Below are 16,717 nucleotides of genomic sequence, written 5' to 3'. Positions count from 1 at the left end.
TTCTGAAGTTATAATTTTATGACGCTACTTATATTAATTATAGTACTAGCCTTAATTTTTGATTACATCAATGGTTTTCATGATGCGGCAAATGCTATAGCGACTGTTGTTGCAACAAAGGTTTTGACACCTTTTCAGGCGGTTGTCTGGGCAGCATTTTTTAACTTTCTGGCGTATTGGGTTTTTGGATTTGGTGTTGCGGATACTGTTGCCAAAACAGCGCACACAATGGAAATTAACCTTGTCGTGATCCTAGCCGGAGTTATTGCGGCAATTTGCTGGAACTTATTGACTTGGTGGTTGGGAATTCCTTCCAGTTCTTCACATACATTAATTGGTGGTTTTGCCGGAGCAGCCGTTGCGCATGCTATTGCAGTTCATGGTTTCTCTGGTTATGTTGGAGAAGACGGAGCAACTCACTACTGGTATGAAATTGTAAGCTGGTATAAGGCTGGTAAAGATGGGGGAATGCCCTCGGGAGTTATTATTATTATTGCATTTATTGTTTTAGCGCCTTTATTAGGAGCTTTGGCTTCCTATTTAATTTCAATTTGGTTACTTAATGCTTCTCGGAAAAGTATCGGTCCAAAAATCTTTACTGTAGCTTTAATGCTTGCTACTATTTGGTTTGTTTACGTTCAAATGGTTTCTTATGAAGAAATTGTAGAGCACGGAAAACCTCGTTTTGAATCTCACTTTTGGAGTGTAGTATTTGATTCTCATAATATTAAATGGTTTTTAGTTGCTTTTATTGTTTTAACAGTAAGTGCATTTTGTTTAATATTCAGTAGCTTAAATCTACATCAGGCTGATGCTGCTTTAAAGAAAATGCAATTATTATCTTCTGCAGCTTTTAGTTTAGGTCACGGAGGTAATGATTCTCAAAAAGTAATGGGTATTATTGCGGCTGCGGTTGCCGTATATATTAATACAAATCCTGGTGTTCATATGGATGCTTGGTTAGATGTTGTATTGCCAAACGATGATGCAGGCATTAAAGGTGTAATGCCAAGCTGGATTCCGTTAGCGTGTTATTCTGCCATTGCAGCAGGAACTTTAAGTGGTGGATGGAAAATTGTAAAAACAATGGGTTCTAAAATCACAAAAGTAAGTTCGTTTGAAGGTGTAGCCGCTGAAACAGCTGGTGCTTTGACACTTTACTTTACAGAACACTTAAAAATTCCAGTAAGTACAACGCATACCATTACAGGATCTATTATTGGAGTTGGATTAACAAAACGTGTTTCTGCCGTAAGATGGGGAGTTACAGTAAGTTTAATCTGGGCTTGGATTTTGACTATTCCAATTTCAGCTTTGTTGGCAGGTTTGGTTTATTTTATTCTAAGTGTATTTATTTAGTAAAATGATTATGGTAAAATGTGAGATCTGAATCGCATTTTTCTCTAGATATTTAAAAGCCGATTTCTTTTTGAAATCGGCTTTTTTGTTTTGTGAAATTAAAACTTCTGTAGATTTTTACGGTTGTGTTTTCTTTTGTAATGCGTCTGTTTAAGATGTTTTTGATCTGTAGAAATGATGCTTATTGTCCCGTCAATTTCTAACATGGCAAGTTTGACATCGGTAAGATGTTCTAAACCATGTTCGCGTGCTGCTTCTTTTAGTTCGTCATGTGAAATATCTAATTTGCTTAGAGTTTTAAAATCTAGCTTTCCATCATGAATTAATACTTCAGGTTTGTCAAGTAATAAATTGCTTAAAGTTTTAGAGTTGCGGGTTAATTTTTTAATTGCAAAATTGATTACGAATAAAACCAGTGCTGCAACCAATCCGCCAAGAAGGCTAGTATCTGGGCCAACCATTGCATTTTGAACTGAGTTGCTAATTAGCAAAATCAAAATAATATCGGCCGTGTTTAATTGTGAAAGTTCTTTTTTGCCGAATATTCGTAAGGCAATCGTCATGAAAAAATAGACAGCTACACTTCTGATGATTATATCTAAATAAGGAAATTGAATCATTTTACTATTTTTTTTATTAAAGTTAAATAAAAAAGCTTTGCCAAAGTTTTAAACTTCGACAAAGCTTCTAAATTATTAATCGATAATTAAGTTTAAGTGAACTTAATTATAATTTGAAATTCTTTTCAATCGCTCTAATCATTTCTCCAGCAACATCTTTATTGGTTGCACCTTCAATTCCTTCAAGACCTGGAGAAGAATTTACTTCCAGTAATAATGGACCTTTAGAAGAACGGATAATATCAACGCCAGCCACTTTTAAATCCATTGCTTTTGCTGCTTTAATGGCGATCTTTTTCTCTTCGGCAGTTACTTTTATTACAGATGCAGTTCCGCCAAGGTGAATATTGGCTCTAAATTCGCCTGGCATAGCTTCGCGTTGAATGGCTGCAACGACTTTTCCGTCAATTACAAAACAGCGGATATCTTTTCCGTTAGCTTCTTTTATAAATTCTTGAACTAAGATATTAGCATTTAAACTTTTGAAAGCATTAATAACACTTTCTGCAGCTTTTTTGGTTTCGGCTAAAACAACGCCTTTTCCTTGTGTTCCTTCTAATAATTTTACAATTAAAGGTGAACCGCCCACCATCTTAATCAAATTGTCTGTATCAAGCGGAGAATTGGCAAATCCAGTTGTTGGAATATCAATGCCACTGTTTAAAAGCAGTTGTAAAGAATATAATTTGTCTCGTGATTGAGTTATGGCTGTAGCCGAGTTTAAACAGAAAACCTTTAAAGCTTCAAACTGACGTGTCAAGGCACATCCGTAAAAAGTAATACTTGGTCGAATTCTCGGAATAATAGCATCAAATTGATTTAAGATTTTTCCGCCTCGGTAGTGAATTTCAGGAGTCTTAGCATCCAATTTCATGTAACATTCCTTGATGTTCAAAAAGTGCATTTCATGGCCACGCATTTCGCCCGCTTCCATAATTCTTTTGTTGCTGTACAATTCAGGATTACTAGCTAGAAGCCCAATTCGTAAACCGGAACTTGCTTTTTCTGAGTTTTGATATAATTCTTTTAATGATTCTGGAGTAGGCTGTCCTAAAAGATATTTTTGCTCTGGATCGACTAAAACTCTTCCGCTCATAGCTTCGCGTCCTAAAAGCATTCTAAATCCCATAGAATCGCGGTTAGTCAAAGTCATTTCGATTGGCCATTTAGTATCGCCAATTTTTAAACTGGTTTGAATCACATAACGATGTTCTCTAAAACCGCTTGAGCTTTTAACGATTCGCTTGTCAACCAAAGGTGCTTCACAATGAATAATAGTTTTAATATTATTCTGAATTGGATTAATATCAAATTTAACCCAATTGGCATCATTTTTTATAAAAGGAGCTATGTTTAGAGCGTGCATTGCCGAAGTTTTAGCGCCAGAATCAACACGAGCCTTGATTGTCGGGATTCCAAGTTCTGGAAATGAGCACCATTCTTCACTGCCTAAAATGACTTTGTTTTGAAGCATATGTTTTTATTTAGTTTTATGATCTGTTGGTTGTAATTGTTTTAAACACATAGAAGCATAGTATTTGAAACTGCATAAAAGGCGTTTCACTTGCATAAATTCACATAGTTTGCTATGTGTTAGAAACTAGTTTCTTTTGATTTTCCTTTCTTTAGTAAAGTAAAAAATCTATGTTTCTATGTGTTTAAATGTTTTTTTTAATTTCACTACCCAACAGGTTTTGTTATAGAATTTAAATCCAAAAATAGCTATTTGCTTTTATTAAAGATAGTGATTTTTGCAAAAAAAATACCCGTTATGTTATGAAAACGTAACGGGTAAGTTATTTCTGTTATAAATTTTAACTAATTTACTGATTTGTCGGCTCTTCGGCTTTGTGAATTTCAACTGATAATTCTTGTGAATCATCTTTTAAGTCCATCAAGATTTCATCGCCTGAATGTATTTTAGAAGTGATGATTTCTTCCGCTAACAAATCTTCAACATATTTCTGGATTGCTCTTTTCAGCGGTCGAGCTCCAAACTGCTTATCAAAACCTTTTTCAGCAATAAATGCTTTTGCTTTTTCTGTCAAGCTTAGTTTGTATCCTAACTCTGCAATACGAGAATATAGTTTTTTTAATTCGATTTCGATAATTAAATCAATATCAGCTTTTTCTAGTGCGTTGAATACAATTACGTCATCAATTCTGTTTAAGAATTCAGGAGCAAAAGTTTTTTTCAATGCATTTTCGATAATGCTTTTTGAATTCTCATCGGCCTGAGCTGTTCTTGCTGCAGTACCAAATCCAACTCCTTGTCCGAAATCTTTTAACTGACGAGCACCAACGTTAGATGTCATGATGATGATCGTGTTTTTAAAGTCAATTTTACGACCTAAACTATCAGTCAGATATCCGTCATCTAAAACCTGAAGCATCATATTGAATACATCTGGGTGTGCTTTTTCGATCTCATCTAAAAGTACAACACAATATGGTTTTCTGCGAACTTTTTCAGTTAATTGACCACCTTCTTCGTACCCGACATATCCCGGAGGCGCTCCAACTAAACGAGAAATCGCAAATTTCTCCATGTATTCACTCATGTCAATACGAACTAAAGCATCTTCAGAATCAAATAATTCTTTTGCTAATACTTTAGCTAGTTGTGTTTTACCAACACCAGTCTGACCTAGGAATATGAATGAACCAATTGGTTTATTAGGGTCTTTAAGTCCAGCTCTGTTACGTTGAATAGAACGTGCAATTTTAAGAACTGCTTCGTTTTGACCAATTACTTTGTTCTGAATTAATTCAGGTAATTGAGCTAATTTATTGCTTTCTGTTTGCGCAATTCTATTAACCGGAATTCCAGTCATCATCGAAACAACATCGGCTACATTATCTTCTGTAACTTCAATTCGGTTGTTTTTAGAATCTTCTTCCCATTGTTCTTGTGCGATAGCTAAATCTTTTTCGATACGTTTTTCATCGTCGCGAAGTTTTGCAGCCTCTTCATATTTTTGTTTTTTAACAACCATATTTTTAAGCTCGCGAACTTCTTCCAATTGACGCTCTAAATCCAAAATTTGTTTCGGAACATCAATGTTGGTGATATGAACACGTGATCCGGCCTCGTCCATTGCATCAATAGCTTTGTCTGGTAAGAAACGCTCAGACATATATCTGTTCGTTAACTTAACACAAGCCTCAATAGCTTCTGGAGTATAAGTCACATTGTGGTGATCTTCGTATTTGTCTTTTACGTTATTCAAAATAGCGATTGTTTCTTCAACAGATGTTGGTTCAACAATAACTTTTTGGAAACGTCTTTCTAATGCACCGTCTTTTTCAATATATTGTCTGTACTCATCAAGAGTAGTAGCACCAATACATTGGATTTCGCCTCTCGCTAAAGCAGGTTTGAACATGTTTGAAGCATCAAGCGAACCTGTTGCTCCTCCAGCGCCTACAATAGTGTGGATTTCATCAATAAAAAGAATAATATCATCGTTTTTCTCCAGCTCGTTCATTACGGCTTTCATTCTTTCTTCAAACTGTCCTCTGTATTTTGTTCCAGCAACTAAACTTGCTAAATCAAGAGTCACAACACGTTTGTTGAAAAGAATACGAGATACTTTCTTTTGAATAATACGTAAGGCAAGTCCTTCTGCGATAGCAGATTTACCAACCCCAGGTTCTCCAATAAGAAGTGGATTGTTCTTTTTTCTACGGCTTAGAATTTGTGAAACACGTTCAATTTCTTTTTCGCGTCCTACAACTGGATCTAGTTTTCCTTCTTCGGCCATTTCTGTTAAATCTCTCCCAAAATTATCTAAAACTGGAGTCTTAGATTTTTTGTTTGACTTATTGGCGGGATTATTAAAACTACTTTCTTTTAGACTGTCATCTTGTCCTGAATCGTCATTGTACGATTCGTTTCTTGGCAAGTTTTCTAAGAATTCTTCTTCGTTTGGAGTCATATTTAAATACTGTTCTTTAGCTACATCATAATCTATTTTTAGTTTATTCAGTAACTTGGTTGTTGGATCGTTTTCGTTGCGCAAGATACATAACAGCAGGTGTGCCGTGCTTATTGATGAACTTTGAAATACTTTTGCTTCAAGAAAAGTGGTCTTCAGGGCTCTTTCGGCCTGTCGGGTAAGATGAAGATTCTTCTTTTCTGCATTTACTTCAACGCTCAGGTTAGCAGGGCTCAGTATTTCTACCTTTCTGCGTAAATGATCTAAATCGACTGCTAGGTTATTAAGTATATGAATAGCTTTTCCGTTACCATCTCTTAAAATGCCCAGCATTAGATGTTCAGTACCAATAAAGTCGTGGCCCAAACGTAGTGCCTCTTCCTTACTATACGTAATAACATCTTTTACTCTTGGTGAAAAATTATCATCCATAATATATAATTGGTATTGTAAATTTAGTGAATTACTGTTTTAAAAACAAAAACCGTACCCTTCGAAAAGTCTTGTCAGCTAATAGACGAAAAAAAAGACAATAAAAGCGTTAAAAAACGCTTAATTTATTAACTAAAAGCCAAAATAAAGTTGTTAATAAATCATTTAAATAAGTGTAAGGAAATAGCTGAAAAAATTTTAAAAAAACGTATCTTGGCACGCTTTGAAACTATTATAATTATTTAATATAACAACTTATGTCTGAAGGAGAAAAGTTAATTCCTATTAACATTGAAGATGAAATGAAATCAGCTTACATCGATTATTCGATGTCAGTAATTGTATCAAGAGCACTTCCGGATGTTAGAGATGGCTTGAAACCAGTGCATCGAAGAGTTCTTTATGGAATGTATGATTTGGGAGTAACTTCAAGATCTGCCCATAAAAAATCTGCAAGAATCGTGGGAGAGGTTCTGGGTAAGTACCACCCGCACGGAGATACCTCTGTTTACGACGCAATGGTTCGTATGGCTCAAGAGTGGAGTATGCGATATTTATTAGTTGATGGTCAAGGTAACTTTGGATCTGTCGATGGAGATAGTCCAGCAGCAATGCGTTATACTGAGGCTAGAATGCGCAAAATTTCTGAGGAAATTATGGCAGATATCGAAAAAGAAACTGTTGATTTTCAGCTAAACTTTGACGATACCTTATATGAACCAAAAGTAATGCCTACAAAAGTTCCTACTTTATTAGTAAATGGAGCAACAGGTATTGCAGTTGGTATGGCAACTAATATGCCACCACACAATTTAACTGAAGTTATCAATGGTACTTTAGCGTACTTAGATAATAACGATATTGAAGTTGATGAATTAATGACACATATTAAAGCACCAGATTTTCCAACTGGTGGTGTAATATATGGTTATGAAGGTGTTCGTGAAGCTTTTAAAACGGGTCGAGGACGTATTGTAATGCGTGCGAAAGTTGGTTTTGAAGAAGTAGATGGAAGAGAATGTATTATTGTTACTGAAATTCCTTATCAAGTTAACAAAGCCGAAATGATTAAACGTACGGCTGATTTAGTTAACGAGAAAAAAATTGAAGGTATTGCGAATATCCGTGATGAGTCAGATAGGACAGGTATGCGTATCGTTTATATCTTAAAACGTGATGCTACTCCAAATGTAGTTTTAAATACCTTATATAAGTATACTCAATTACAGTCTTCTTTTAGTGTAAATAATATTGCATTAGTAAAAGGACGTCCTCAATTATTGAATCTGAAAGATATGATTCATTATTTTATTGAGCACCGTCACGATGTAGTAGTAAGAAGAACACAGTTTGAATTACGTAAAGCAGAAGAAAGAGCGCATATTTTAGAAGGATTAATTATTGCTTCGGATAATATTGATGAAGTAATTGCGTTAATTAGAGGGTCTAAAAATACTGATGAGGCAAGAGAAAAATTAATCGAGAGATTTAAATTGTCAGATATTCAGGCTCGTGCAATTGTTGAGATGCGTTTACGTCAGTTAACAGGTCTGGAGCAGGATAAATTAAGAGCTGAGTTTGATGAATTAATGAAATTAATTGAGCATTTGAAAGCTTTATTAGCAGATGTTAATTTAAGAACTGACTTAATTAAAGAAGAACTTACTGAAATTCGTGATAAATATGGGGATGATCGTCGTTCTCAAATCGAATATTCTGGAGGTGATGTAAGTATTGAAGATTTAATTGCTGATGAAAGTGTAGTTATTACAATTTCGCATGCTGGTTATATCAAACGTACGAATTTATCTGAGTATAAAACACAGAATAGAGGTGGAGTTGGACAGAAAAGTGCGGGAACAAGAGATCAAGATTTCTTAGAGCACATGTTCGTAGCAACAAACCACCAATATATGATGTTCTTTACGCAAAAAGGAAAATGTTTCTGGATGCGTGTTTATGAAATTCCAGAAGGAAGTAAAACAGCAAAAGGTAGAGCAATTCAGAACTTGGTAAATATTGAAAGCGATGATAAAGTAAAAGCTTTCATTTGTACACAAGACTTAAAAGATAAAGATTATATCAATACACATAACCTTGTAATGGTAACGAAAAAAGGTCAGGTGAAGAAAACTTCTTTAGAGAAATATTCTAAACCAAGAGCTAATGGAGTTGCGGCGATTACAATTAAAGAAGGTGATGAATTAATCGGAGCACAGTTAACGAACGGAGAAAGCCAAATTATTATGGCTGTGAAGTCTGGTAAATTGGTTCGTTTTGAGGAGACTAAAACGCGTCCGATGGGAAGAACTGCTTCTGGAGTTCGTGGAATTACTTTAAAAGATGAGTCTGATGAAGTAATCGGAATGGTAACTGTTGATAAAAATGATATTACAGAATCTCAGATCTTAGTGGTAACTGAAAACGGATACGGAAAACGTACCAAATTAGTTGACGAAGATGGAGAAGATGTGTATAGAATTACAAACCGTGGAGGTAAAGGTGTTAAAACACTTAATATTACGGAGAAAACAGGTAAATTAATTTCTATCAACGCGGTTACTGATGCAGATGACTTGATGATTATCAATAAATCTGGATTGACTATCAGAATGGCAATTGAAGATTTACGTGTTATGGGACGTGCTACTCAAGGGGTTAGGTTGATTAACCTTAAAGGTAAAGATTCTATCGCTGCAGTAACTAAAGTAATGAAGGATGATGCTGAAGAAGTAGTTGTAGATGAGGATGGAAATGTAATTGAGTCTGTAATCGAAAGAGTTAAGCCTGATCTTGATGAAGTTCTTGAAGATGATGGAACTGTTGAAGATGACGACGATTCTGATGATGAAGTAATTGATGATGAAGATGACGCAGATTCTGAGGAAGAAGAGTCAGAAGAATAATCAAATTAAATAAAAAATTTAAATACAAATAAATCACTATGAAAAGTAAATATGTAATACTAGCATCAGCATTACTGATCTCTGTAGCTACGTTTGCTCAAAAAGATCAAATTAAAAACGCTGAAAAAGCATTAAAAGGTGGTGACGCACAAGGTGCAATTACAATCTTAAAAGATGCTGAAAATTTAGTAGCAAATGCTAAAGATACTGAGCAGGCTCAATTTTATTTCGTTCAAGGAAATGCTTATTTAGAGTTAGCAAACAAAAAAGTTGAGGAAAGCAAAAATTTGTCTGCTGCAGCTGAGAGTTATAAAAAATTAATTGAAGTTGAAAAAACTTCAGGAAAACAAAAATTTTCTACTCAAGCAGCGACTTCAATTACTAATATTAAAGGTCAGTTGATTAACTCTGCTATTGCCGATACTCAAGCGAATAAACATGCTGAAGGAGCGAAAAAATTGTATGAGGCTTATGCTTTAGATAAAAAAGATACAATTAACTTGTATTATGCTGCTTCAACCGCTGTAAATGCACAAGATTTCGATTTAGCATTGCCAATGTATGAAGAGTTGAAAAAAGTGAACTATTCTGGAAAAGGTACTTTATATTTAGCTGAAAATAAAGCTAATAATAATGAGGATAACTTTGCCAATGCTAAAGAAAGAGATATGGCTGTAAAATTAGGTACACACGAAAAACCTAAAACAGAAGCTATTCCTTCAAAAAGAGGTGAGATCTACAAAAACTTAGCGTTAATCTTAGTTCAAAAAGGACGTACTGAAGATGCTAAAAAAGCAATTGCAGATGCTAGAAAAGCAAATCCAGAAGATACTTCTTTAATCTTGACAGAAGCTAACTTATATTTAGAGACTAAAGATTTTGATACTTACAAAAAGTTAGTTAATGAAGCTTTGGAGAAAGATCCAAATAATGCTGATTTAGTATTTAACTTAGGAGTACTTAGTGCAGGTGCAAATAATAATGCAGATGCTGAGAAATATTACTTAAAAGCAATTGAAATCAATCCTAATTATGCTAATGCTTATTTAAATCTTGCAGCGTTAAAGTTAGAAGCTGAAAAACCAATCATTGATGAAATGAATAAATTAGGTACTTCTGCTAAAGATATGAAACGTTACGATGTTTTAAAAGCTCAGAGAGAAAGTGTTTTCAAAGGTGTAATTCCTTACCTTAAAAAAGCAAATGAATTAGATCCTAAGAATGAGGATGTTTCTAAAACATTATTAGGAGTTTACAGTGCTCTTGAAATGACTGCTGAAGCTAAAGCATTAAAAGCTAAAATGTAATAAGGCATTCGTTTTAAACATAAAAAAAGCCATTCGAAATCGAATGGCTTTTTTTTATGTTTATTTTTTTTAGTTAACTAATTCAGCTGATAATGTAATCGTAGTATTTAACAGTTTAGAAATTGGACAGATTTCTTTTGCTTTGTTAGCTGTAGCTGTAAACTCCTCAGCAGAAATTGAAGGGACTTTTCCTTTTAAATCTAAGTGAATTAAAGTGATTGAACCGTCTTCAAAAGTTACTGTTGCTTCTGTGGTTAAATCATCAGCGGTAAATCCTCCTTCATTCAGTAAAAAGCTTAATTGCATCGTAAAACAGCCAGAATGTGCCGCCGCAATTAGTTCTTCTGGGTTTGTGCCAACACCATCAGCAAATCTTGTTTTAAAAGATAGTTGAGCATTGTCTAAAGTGGTACTTTGAGTACTGATAGTTCCTGTTCCTTCCATACCAGTTCCTTTCCAGTTGGCGTGTGCTTTTCTTGTAAATTTCATCTGTGTGGTATTAAAATTAATAAAATGTTGTTATTTGTTTGATTATCAAAAGATAATGTGGTAAATCAAATATAATCAATATTTTACAGAATTGTTTTATAGAATTTAATTAGAATGTTAAGTTTTGGATTTTTGGTTGGATTAGGTTTTTACCGCAATCCCCATAGCTATCGGGAGCAAAGATTTTTTTATTAGGTTGTGTTCGTAAATAAAAAGTTCACAAAGCTTTATATAGATAAAGCTTTGTGAACTTTACTTTTTTTAACAATCAGAAACATAAAAAAATATTTGCGTGCTTTGCAGTAAAAGAAACATTTAAGATATAAAAAAAAGGTGCAATGAAAAATTTCACTACACCTTCTATGATTTGCTTTAACTCAGTTCTTATTCCTGACCTAAGTTTCTTAGTTGTTTCAGTTTATCTTTCCAAACTTCAAGGCTTTCCTTATGAATAGCAATGTTTTTGCGTACTTCAGTAACAATTGAGTTTTCTTTTTTAGAATTTTTAGTATTGGCAAAAAACTGAATATTGTTTTCTAACTGGAAAATTTCATTTTGAACTTCTTCAATTTTACGCATAATAAAGATTTTTTCATTATCTAATTTACGAGTATCATTGCTGTCAGAAAGAGAATCAATACGATTAGCAAAACGCATCATTTCAGATTCTTTTTTGCTTAAACTTAATTTTTCAAAAAGAGCATCTAGGATTTTATTGAATTTTCCTTCGATATGACGTCTTGAAAAAGGTACTTTTCCAAAGCCTTTCCAAGTTTCAATGTGTGCTTTTATAGCGTCTAAATCTGTTTTGTGGTCTCCGGTTAACTGAAAAGCTCTCAAGGTTTCCAAGTAAGCTTTTTTGTTGTCAAAAGCGGCTACTTCTTCACTGTTTTCTTCAGATTTGTGTTCTTTTAATTTGTCGAAATAATGATTGCAGGCATCTTTAAATTCTTTCCAGATTTTGTCTGAATATTTTTTAGGAACGTGACCAATTTGTTTCCATTCTTCCTGGATTTGTTTCATTACAGGAGTTGTGGCTTGAAAATCGGTGCTTTCTTGTAATTCTTTTGCTTTAGCTACAAGAGCAAGTTTTTTATTTAAATTATCAGTTTGATCTTTCTTAATATCTTTATAGAAAGAATTTTTAAAAGCATTAAAGTTTCTAACAGCCGTTTTAAAAGCAGCCCAAGTTTCTTCGTTTACCTCAGAAGGAACTTTTCCAGCTGCAAAAAACTCATTTCTTAATTCTTCTACTTTTTGAATTTGTACAAGCCATTGCGAGTGAGAATTTACTTTTTCGGTGCCTAAAACCTCAATTTTAGAAATGATTTCTTTCTTAATCTCAAGATTTTGCTGTTCGTTAGCTCTTTGGTTTTCAAACAAAACTTCTCTCCTGTCGTGTATCTTTTTAGTTAGCTCGCTAAATTGATTCCAAATTTCGTCACGGTGTTCTTTAGAAACTGGTCCGATATCTTCTTTCCAAATTCGGTGTAAATCCTGTAACTCACGGAAAGATTTGTTTACATCTGTATCGTTTACTAATTCTTCGACACGAGCGATAATTTTTTGTTTTAATTCTAAGTTGTGTTTAAAATCTAAATCTCTCGCTTCACGGTCTAAATGAAGATAATCATAGAAATTCTCCACATGAAAATGGTAATTGTTCCAAACGTGATTGTATTTGTCTTTTGGAATTGCACCAGCATTTTTCCATCTTTCTCTTAACTCATTAAAATGTTTAAGAGTGTCTTTTATGTTTTCCTGCGGATTGATTAGTTCTTTTAATTCCTCAACTATTGCCAGACGAGTTTCTAAATTTGTTTTTAGATTAGTTTGTAAATGCTTGAAATGAATATTCCTTTTATCTCTAAAAACATTATAATATTCGTCAAATTTTGATTTTAAAGGTAAATGATATTCAAATTCTTCATTTGGATCTGTGTTAGAAGCCAGAAACTCTTCTTTCTTTTCCTCCAAAAGATGATGATACTGTAGTAAGAAAGCTTTTTTAATTTCTTCAATATGATCTTTTACAGACATTACTTTGTCTGTATTAACCAATTTCTTTAATTCATCTACAAGTGCATCTAAAGAAAATGTGTTATAATCCTGCATTGGAATATCATGACGTTCTTTTAAAGTCTCGTCTTCACTCTCAGCAGCATTTGAATTGGTGATCACATCCAATGCTTCTTGATTCGCATTTTCAGTAGTATCATCGTTATTTTGAGTTTCTGAAGTTGAATTCTCAACTAAAGTTTCAGGATCAGATATTTCAATTGCATCATTTGCTGTAGCATCATTGCTTTCGATTCCTGATTTTCCGTCTGCATCATGCAGGTTATCATTCTTTTCTTCTAACATCTTTAAAATGTATAAGGTTTTTATTTTAAACAGAGCGAAAGATAGTAAAGGTGTTTCTAAATACAAAATAAATCGCTTGATTATGCTGTATTTTACGACGAAATTCTTATTCTTTAAGCTTATTCACTATTATGTTGAATTTCTTTTGATTGAATAACTGAGGTATCCATAAATTCAAAATCTGCATTCTTTTTTTGATTATTACTGTAAAAATGTAAATTAGTAAGGTTCTATTGATTTTTTTCTTTGACTAGAAAAGAATCAAAACCCCCATTTCAATTCCAAAATTATAGGTTCTGTTTGCGCCAAATCCTGCGCTGGGATGCACATATACTAGATTTGTAGGTGTAATTTTCCGCCCAAATTCTAAAAAAGCATTGTTTTGAAAACCATCTATGATAGCATTGTATCTAAAAGCAACATCTCCTGCGACCCAATTTTTTCCAAAAAAATGAAGGACTACATTTTCAAAAATGGTAACACTTATATCGTTTCGATCATTTTGACCAGCAAAACTTCCTTGATATTCTAGAGTTGACAGCCATAGAATTTTTTTCTCAAATAAATATTTTCCATAAATTACTGCAGGCATTGCAACCCATTTTCCTGTCCCAAAATTGGGATCTGCGGCAGTATTGGCATACACTCTTGCTCTTACTGCAATTCCGTTTGTATTTTTCATGTAAGGAATATAACTTATTCCCATACCGACGTCTCCAATTGCTGTTTTGTTTATAGAGTTGGTATTTGCAGAAATTAATGGAAGATCAAAACGTAAATTCCAAGCTTTGTTTCCAATTGGAAGCAGAACACGCAATTGAGTAGTGTTAAATGATCCATTATTGGTATCTAAATACTCATCAAAAAATATAATTGTCTTAAGAAAATAGTGATAACGAGGCTCAGAGAAAGGACTTTGTAAGGTATCGTTTTTCTGAGCTGAAAGAAGATTGTGAAATAAAAAAAATAAAATGCTAAATACTTGTATTTTTCTCATAACCACCTGTTAATAAGTGATTTAAAAATACAAAAAATACGTTAACATTTTATTTTTTACTTCTTTTTATTTGTTCCAAATTTTCCAAGCTTTTTCTGCCTGAAAAATCAGCATGTCGTGACCGTTTTTGATTACAGCACCTTTTTCTTTTGATAATTTTAGAAATGTAGTTTCTGCGGGATTATAAATTAAGTCGTAAGCAATATGCTTCTCTGTAAAAAACTCATAAGGCAAGCTTGGACAGGCATCAATGTTTGGACTTGTTCCCACTGGCGTACAGTTGATTATAATTTGGAAATTATCAAAAGTAGTGGCATTGATCAAATCGTAATCGATAATATTTTCTTTCGCTTCTCTGGAAACAAAAGTATACGGAATACCCAATTCATCTAGAGCAAAAGCAACACCTTTAGAAGCACCGCCTGTTCCCAGAATAAGCGCTTTTTTATGATGTGGTTCTAAAAGCGGTTCTAAAGACTTTTTAAATCCGTAATAATCGGTATTGTAGCCTTTTAATTTGCCACTTTTAGTGAATTTTATGGTATTAACAGCACCAATTAAAGTAGCTTTTCTTGATAATTTATCTAAGAAAGGAATAACTTGTTCTTTGTAAGGAATGGTAACATTTAACCCTTTTAAATCTGGATTGTTTTTAATTAATTCAGTGAAATAATTAATTTCCGAAATGTCAAAATTCTCATAGCTGTTACCAGCAAAAACTTCATTTTTAAATTTTTCTGTAAAATAACCTTTTGAAAAAGAATAACTAATGTTACGCCCTAATAATCCAAAACGTCTTCTTAATAAAATATCAACCATTCTTATTTACGATGTTTTTCTATGTAATTTTTTACTGTTTTTTTTGACCAAACCACAGGAAATAAATCTTCAATTAAGATATAGTTATCAAAATTAAGACGTAAGCCATTGCTTAAGTGGAATTTAGCTTTTGTGGTATCTTGAATCATAAAGTACAATCCAGCCAAACGATATTCAATTTCGTTTTCCTCAGGAAAATATTCCGACGCTTGTAACAAAGTCTGAATAGCACTTTCGAATTCTCCTAAAAACTGTAGAATATCAACCCAGTATAACCAAGTATCTAATGCATAATCTCCAAACTCAACCGCTTTTCTAAAACCGAATTCGGCTTCTTCAAAGAAATTCATGTGTTTGTTGATTGTCGCATATCTTTTCCAGTATAAACGATTCTGATTGTCAATTGCCAAAGCTTTATTGACAAAGAATAATGCTTTTTGATAGTTTTTCTGACGAAGGTGAAAATCTGTTATCGCAATCCATCCTTTATCTAAAAGAGGATCTTCATGAACAGTCTGGTTATAGTATTGAATTGCTTTAGCTAAATTTCCTAGTTTTTCGTAACATTTTCCAATTCGAAGAAGAGCGTAAGATGTTGCGTCGTCTAGTTCTATTGTTCTGTTGTAGCTTTCAATTGCTTCGTTGTATTTTTTCAGACGTTCGTACGCTTTTGCTTTTTCCATAAAAGCACCTAAGAATTCGTCATCAATCAACGTTGCATAATCAAATGCTCGAATTGCATTTTCGTATTCTTTTACGCCATAATGAAGACGTCCAAGCTGATGCCATGCAATTTCACTGTACGGATTTCTGTTGATATATTCGTTAAGATATACAATAGCTTCCTGATTTTGATCTAAAAATTCAAAACAATACACTACGTTATAAAGCGCAGATTGATCTTCTAGGTCTTCTTCAAGACATTTGATAAAATTCTCTTTTGCCAGCTCGAGATTATCCATAAAAAGATATTCCATTCCAATTAAGTTATATACATCAGCATAGTCGTCAGTGTACTGCAACGCGATTTTTAACAGTTCGACTGCTTTCTCGTGTTGATCTCTCTTGGAACAGATATTGGCTTTTTGGATGTAGATTTCCTCGTTGTTAGGTTCAATTGCGTACAACTCATTCAAAAGCTTTTCAGCCAGATCGAGTTTGTCATCATAAACCAACATTTCTACTTGTACTAATTTTAAGCCTGTAGATTTTGGATGTTGGTCTAATGCAAGTTTTAAGGCCTTTTTTGCTAAATTAGCCTTGCCTATGTCTAAATAATGAAGAATGATTTCTTCGAATTCTTCAGAATCAAAAAAGAGTACTTTGTTCGTTTTTAACATCGACTCAAATTTGGATAGGGATAGGTTATAATCTTCTTCTTCGTTGCTTAATTGCATACTTCGTATATTTGAAATTAGCCTGATATAAATTTAGGCAACCATATAATTGCTGTAAGGATAAGAAATTAATTGTTTTGAACAATTTA

At 33.4% G+C, this 16,717-nt stretch carries 11 protein-coding genes; 3 read left to right on the top strand and 8 right to left on the bottom strand.

The genetic code is table 11. The features are described 5' to 3' along the window. Window positions 1-18: 18 nt before the first annotated feature. Window positions 19-1,359: an inorganic phosphate transporter gene (locus tag GSY47_RS12475; protein ID WP_179003998.1), complete on the top strand. Its 1,341-nt coding sequence runs from the start codon at window positions 19-21 to the stop codon at window positions 1,357-1,359. Window positions 1,360-1,457: 98 nt separating this feature from the next. Here GSY47_RS12475 and GSY47_RS12470 read toward each other — a convergent pair whose 3' ends face one another. The 3 genes from GSY47_RS12470 to GSY47_RS12460 all read right to left on the bottom strand — a co-directional run bounded on the left by GSY47_RS12470 (window position 1,458) and on the right by GSY47_RS12460 (window position 6,349). Next, entirely contained in the window at window positions 1,458-1,979 is a 522-nt protein-coding gene (locus GSY47_RS12470) for a DUF421 domain-containing protein (RefSeq protein WP_179003997.1), read from the bottom strand. 106 nt (window positions 1,980-2,085) lie between these two features. Further along, window positions 2,086-3,453, bottom strand: coding sequence for a 30S ribosomal protein S6--L-glutamate ligase (gene rimK, locus GSY47_RS12465; protein WP_179003996.1), 1,368 nt, complete (start codon window positions 3,451-3,453; stop codon window positions 2,086-2,088). Window positions 3,454-3,802: 349 nt separating this feature from the next. Beyond that, window positions 3,803-6,349, bottom strand: coding sequence for an ATP-dependent Clp protease ATP-binding subunit (locus GSY47_RS12460; RefSeq protein ID WP_179003995.1), 2,547 nt, complete (start codon window positions 6,347-6,349; stop codon window positions 3,803-3,805). A 257-nt stretch (window positions 6,350-6,606) separates the two neighbouring features. Here GSY47_RS12460 and gyrA point away from each other — a divergent pair, with 257 nt between their 5' ends. Both gyrA and GSY47_RS12450 read left to right on the top strand, forming a co-directional pair. Then, window positions 6,607-9,255: a DNA gyrase subunit A gene (gyrA, locus tag GSY47_RS12455; RefSeq protein WP_179003994.1), complete on the top strand. Its 2,649-nt coding sequence runs from the start codon at window positions 6,607-6,609 to the stop codon at window positions 9,253-9,255. Window positions 9,256-9,293: 38 nt separating this feature from the next. After that, on the top strand, window positions 9,294-10,562 hold the full coding sequence (locus tag GSY47_RS12450; protein ID WP_179003993.1) for a tetratricopeptide repeat protein: 1,269 nt from the start codon (window positions 9,294-9,296) through the stop codon (window positions 10,560-10,562). Between the two features lie 69 nt (window positions 10,563-10,631). Here GSY47_RS12450 and GSY47_RS12445 read toward each other — a convergent pair whose 3' ends face one another. The 5 genes from GSY47_RS12445 to GSY47_RS12425 all read right to left on the bottom strand — a co-directional run bounded on the left by GSY47_RS12445 (window position 10,632) and on the right by GSY47_RS12425 (window position 16,628). Further along, on the bottom strand, window positions 10,632-11,051 hold the full coding sequence (locus GSY47_RS12445) for an OsmC family protein (RefSeq protein ID WP_179003992.1): 420 nt from the start codon (window positions 11,049-11,051) through the stop codon (window positions 10,632-10,634). Between the two features lie 384 nt (window positions 11,052-11,435). Beyond that, complete coding sequence (locus GSY47_RS12440) at window positions 11,436-13,415, bottom strand: DUF349 domain-containing protein (protein WP_179003991.1); 1,980 nt, start codon at window positions 13,413-13,415, stop codon at window positions 11,436-11,438. A 250-nt stretch (window positions 13,416-13,665) separates the two neighbouring features. After that, window positions 13,666-14,412: a lipid A phosphoethanolamine transferase gene (locus tag GSY47_RS12435; protein ID WP_179003990.1), complete on the bottom strand. Its 747-nt coding sequence runs from the start codon at window positions 14,410-14,412 to the stop codon at window positions 13,666-13,668. 66 nt (window positions 14,413-14,478) lie between these two features. Continuing rightward, entirely contained in the window at window positions 14,479-15,231 is a 753-nt protein-coding gene (locus GSY47_RS12430; RefSeq protein WP_179003989.1) for a shikimate dehydrogenase family protein, read from the bottom strand. 2 nt (window positions 15,232-15,233) lie between these two features. Next, on the bottom strand, window positions 15,234-16,628 hold the full coding sequence (locus tag GSY47_RS12425) for a tetratricopeptide repeat protein (protein WP_091491100.1): 1,395 nt from the start codon (window positions 16,626-16,628) through the stop codon (window positions 15,234-15,236). Window positions 16,629-16,717: the final 89 nt, after the last annotated feature.

Origin of the sequence: Flavobacterium quisquiliarum, from assembly GCF_019308285.1 — a bacterium.
Classification (GTDB): Bacteria; Bacteroidota; Bacteroidia; order Flavobacteriales; family Flavobacteriaceae; genus Flavobacterium; species Flavobacterium quisquiliarum.
This window is presented reverse-complemented; position numbering and strand designations above follow the sequence as displayed.

Excerpts from the sequence above, each read along its gene's own strand:
- GSY47_RS12460 (WP_179003995.1), bottom strand. The coding sequence starts at position 6,349 with ATGGATGATAATTTTTCACCAAGAGTAAAAGATGTTATTACGTATAGT.
- GSY47_RS12430 (WP_179003989.1), bottom strand. The coding sequence starts at position 15,231 with ATGGTTGATATTTTATTAAGAAGACGTTTTGGATTATTAGGGCGTAAC.
- GSY47_RS12470 (WP_179003997.1), bottom strand. The coding sequence starts at position 1,979 with ATGATTCAATTTCCTTATTTAGATATAATCATCAGAAGTGTAGCTGTC.
- GSY47_RS12435 (WP_179003990.1), bottom strand. The coding sequence starts at position 14,412 with ATGAGAAAAATACAAGTATTTAGCATTTTATTTTTTTTATTTCACAAT.
- GSY47_RS12450 (WP_179003993.1), top strand. The coding sequence starts at position 9,294 with ATGAAAAGTAAATATGTAATACTAGCATCAGCATTACTGATCTCTGTA.
- GSY47_RS12440 (WP_179003991.1), bottom strand. The coding sequence starts at position 13,415 with ATGTTAGAAGAAAAGAATGATAACCTGCATGATGCAGACGGAAAATCA.
- gyrA (WP_179003994.1), top strand. The coding sequence starts at position 6,607 with ATGTCTGAAGGAGAAAAGTTAATTCCTATTAACATTGAAGATGAAATG.
- GSY47_RS12425 (WP_091491100.1), bottom strand. The coding sequence starts at position 16,628 with ATGCAATTAAGCAACGAAGAAGAAGATTATAACCTATCCCTATCCAAA.
- GSY47_RS12445 (WP_179003992.1), bottom strand. The coding sequence starts at position 11,051 with ATGAAATTTACAAGAAAAGCACACGCCAACTGGAAAGGAACTGGTATG.
- GSY47_RS12475 (WP_179003998.1), top strand. The coding sequence starts at position 19 with ATGACGCTACTTATATTAATTATAGTACTAGCCTTAATTTTTGATTAC.
- rimK (WP_179003996.1), bottom strand. The coding sequence starts at position 3,453 with ATGCTTCAAAACAAAGTCATTTTAGGCAGTGAAGAATGGTGCTCATTT.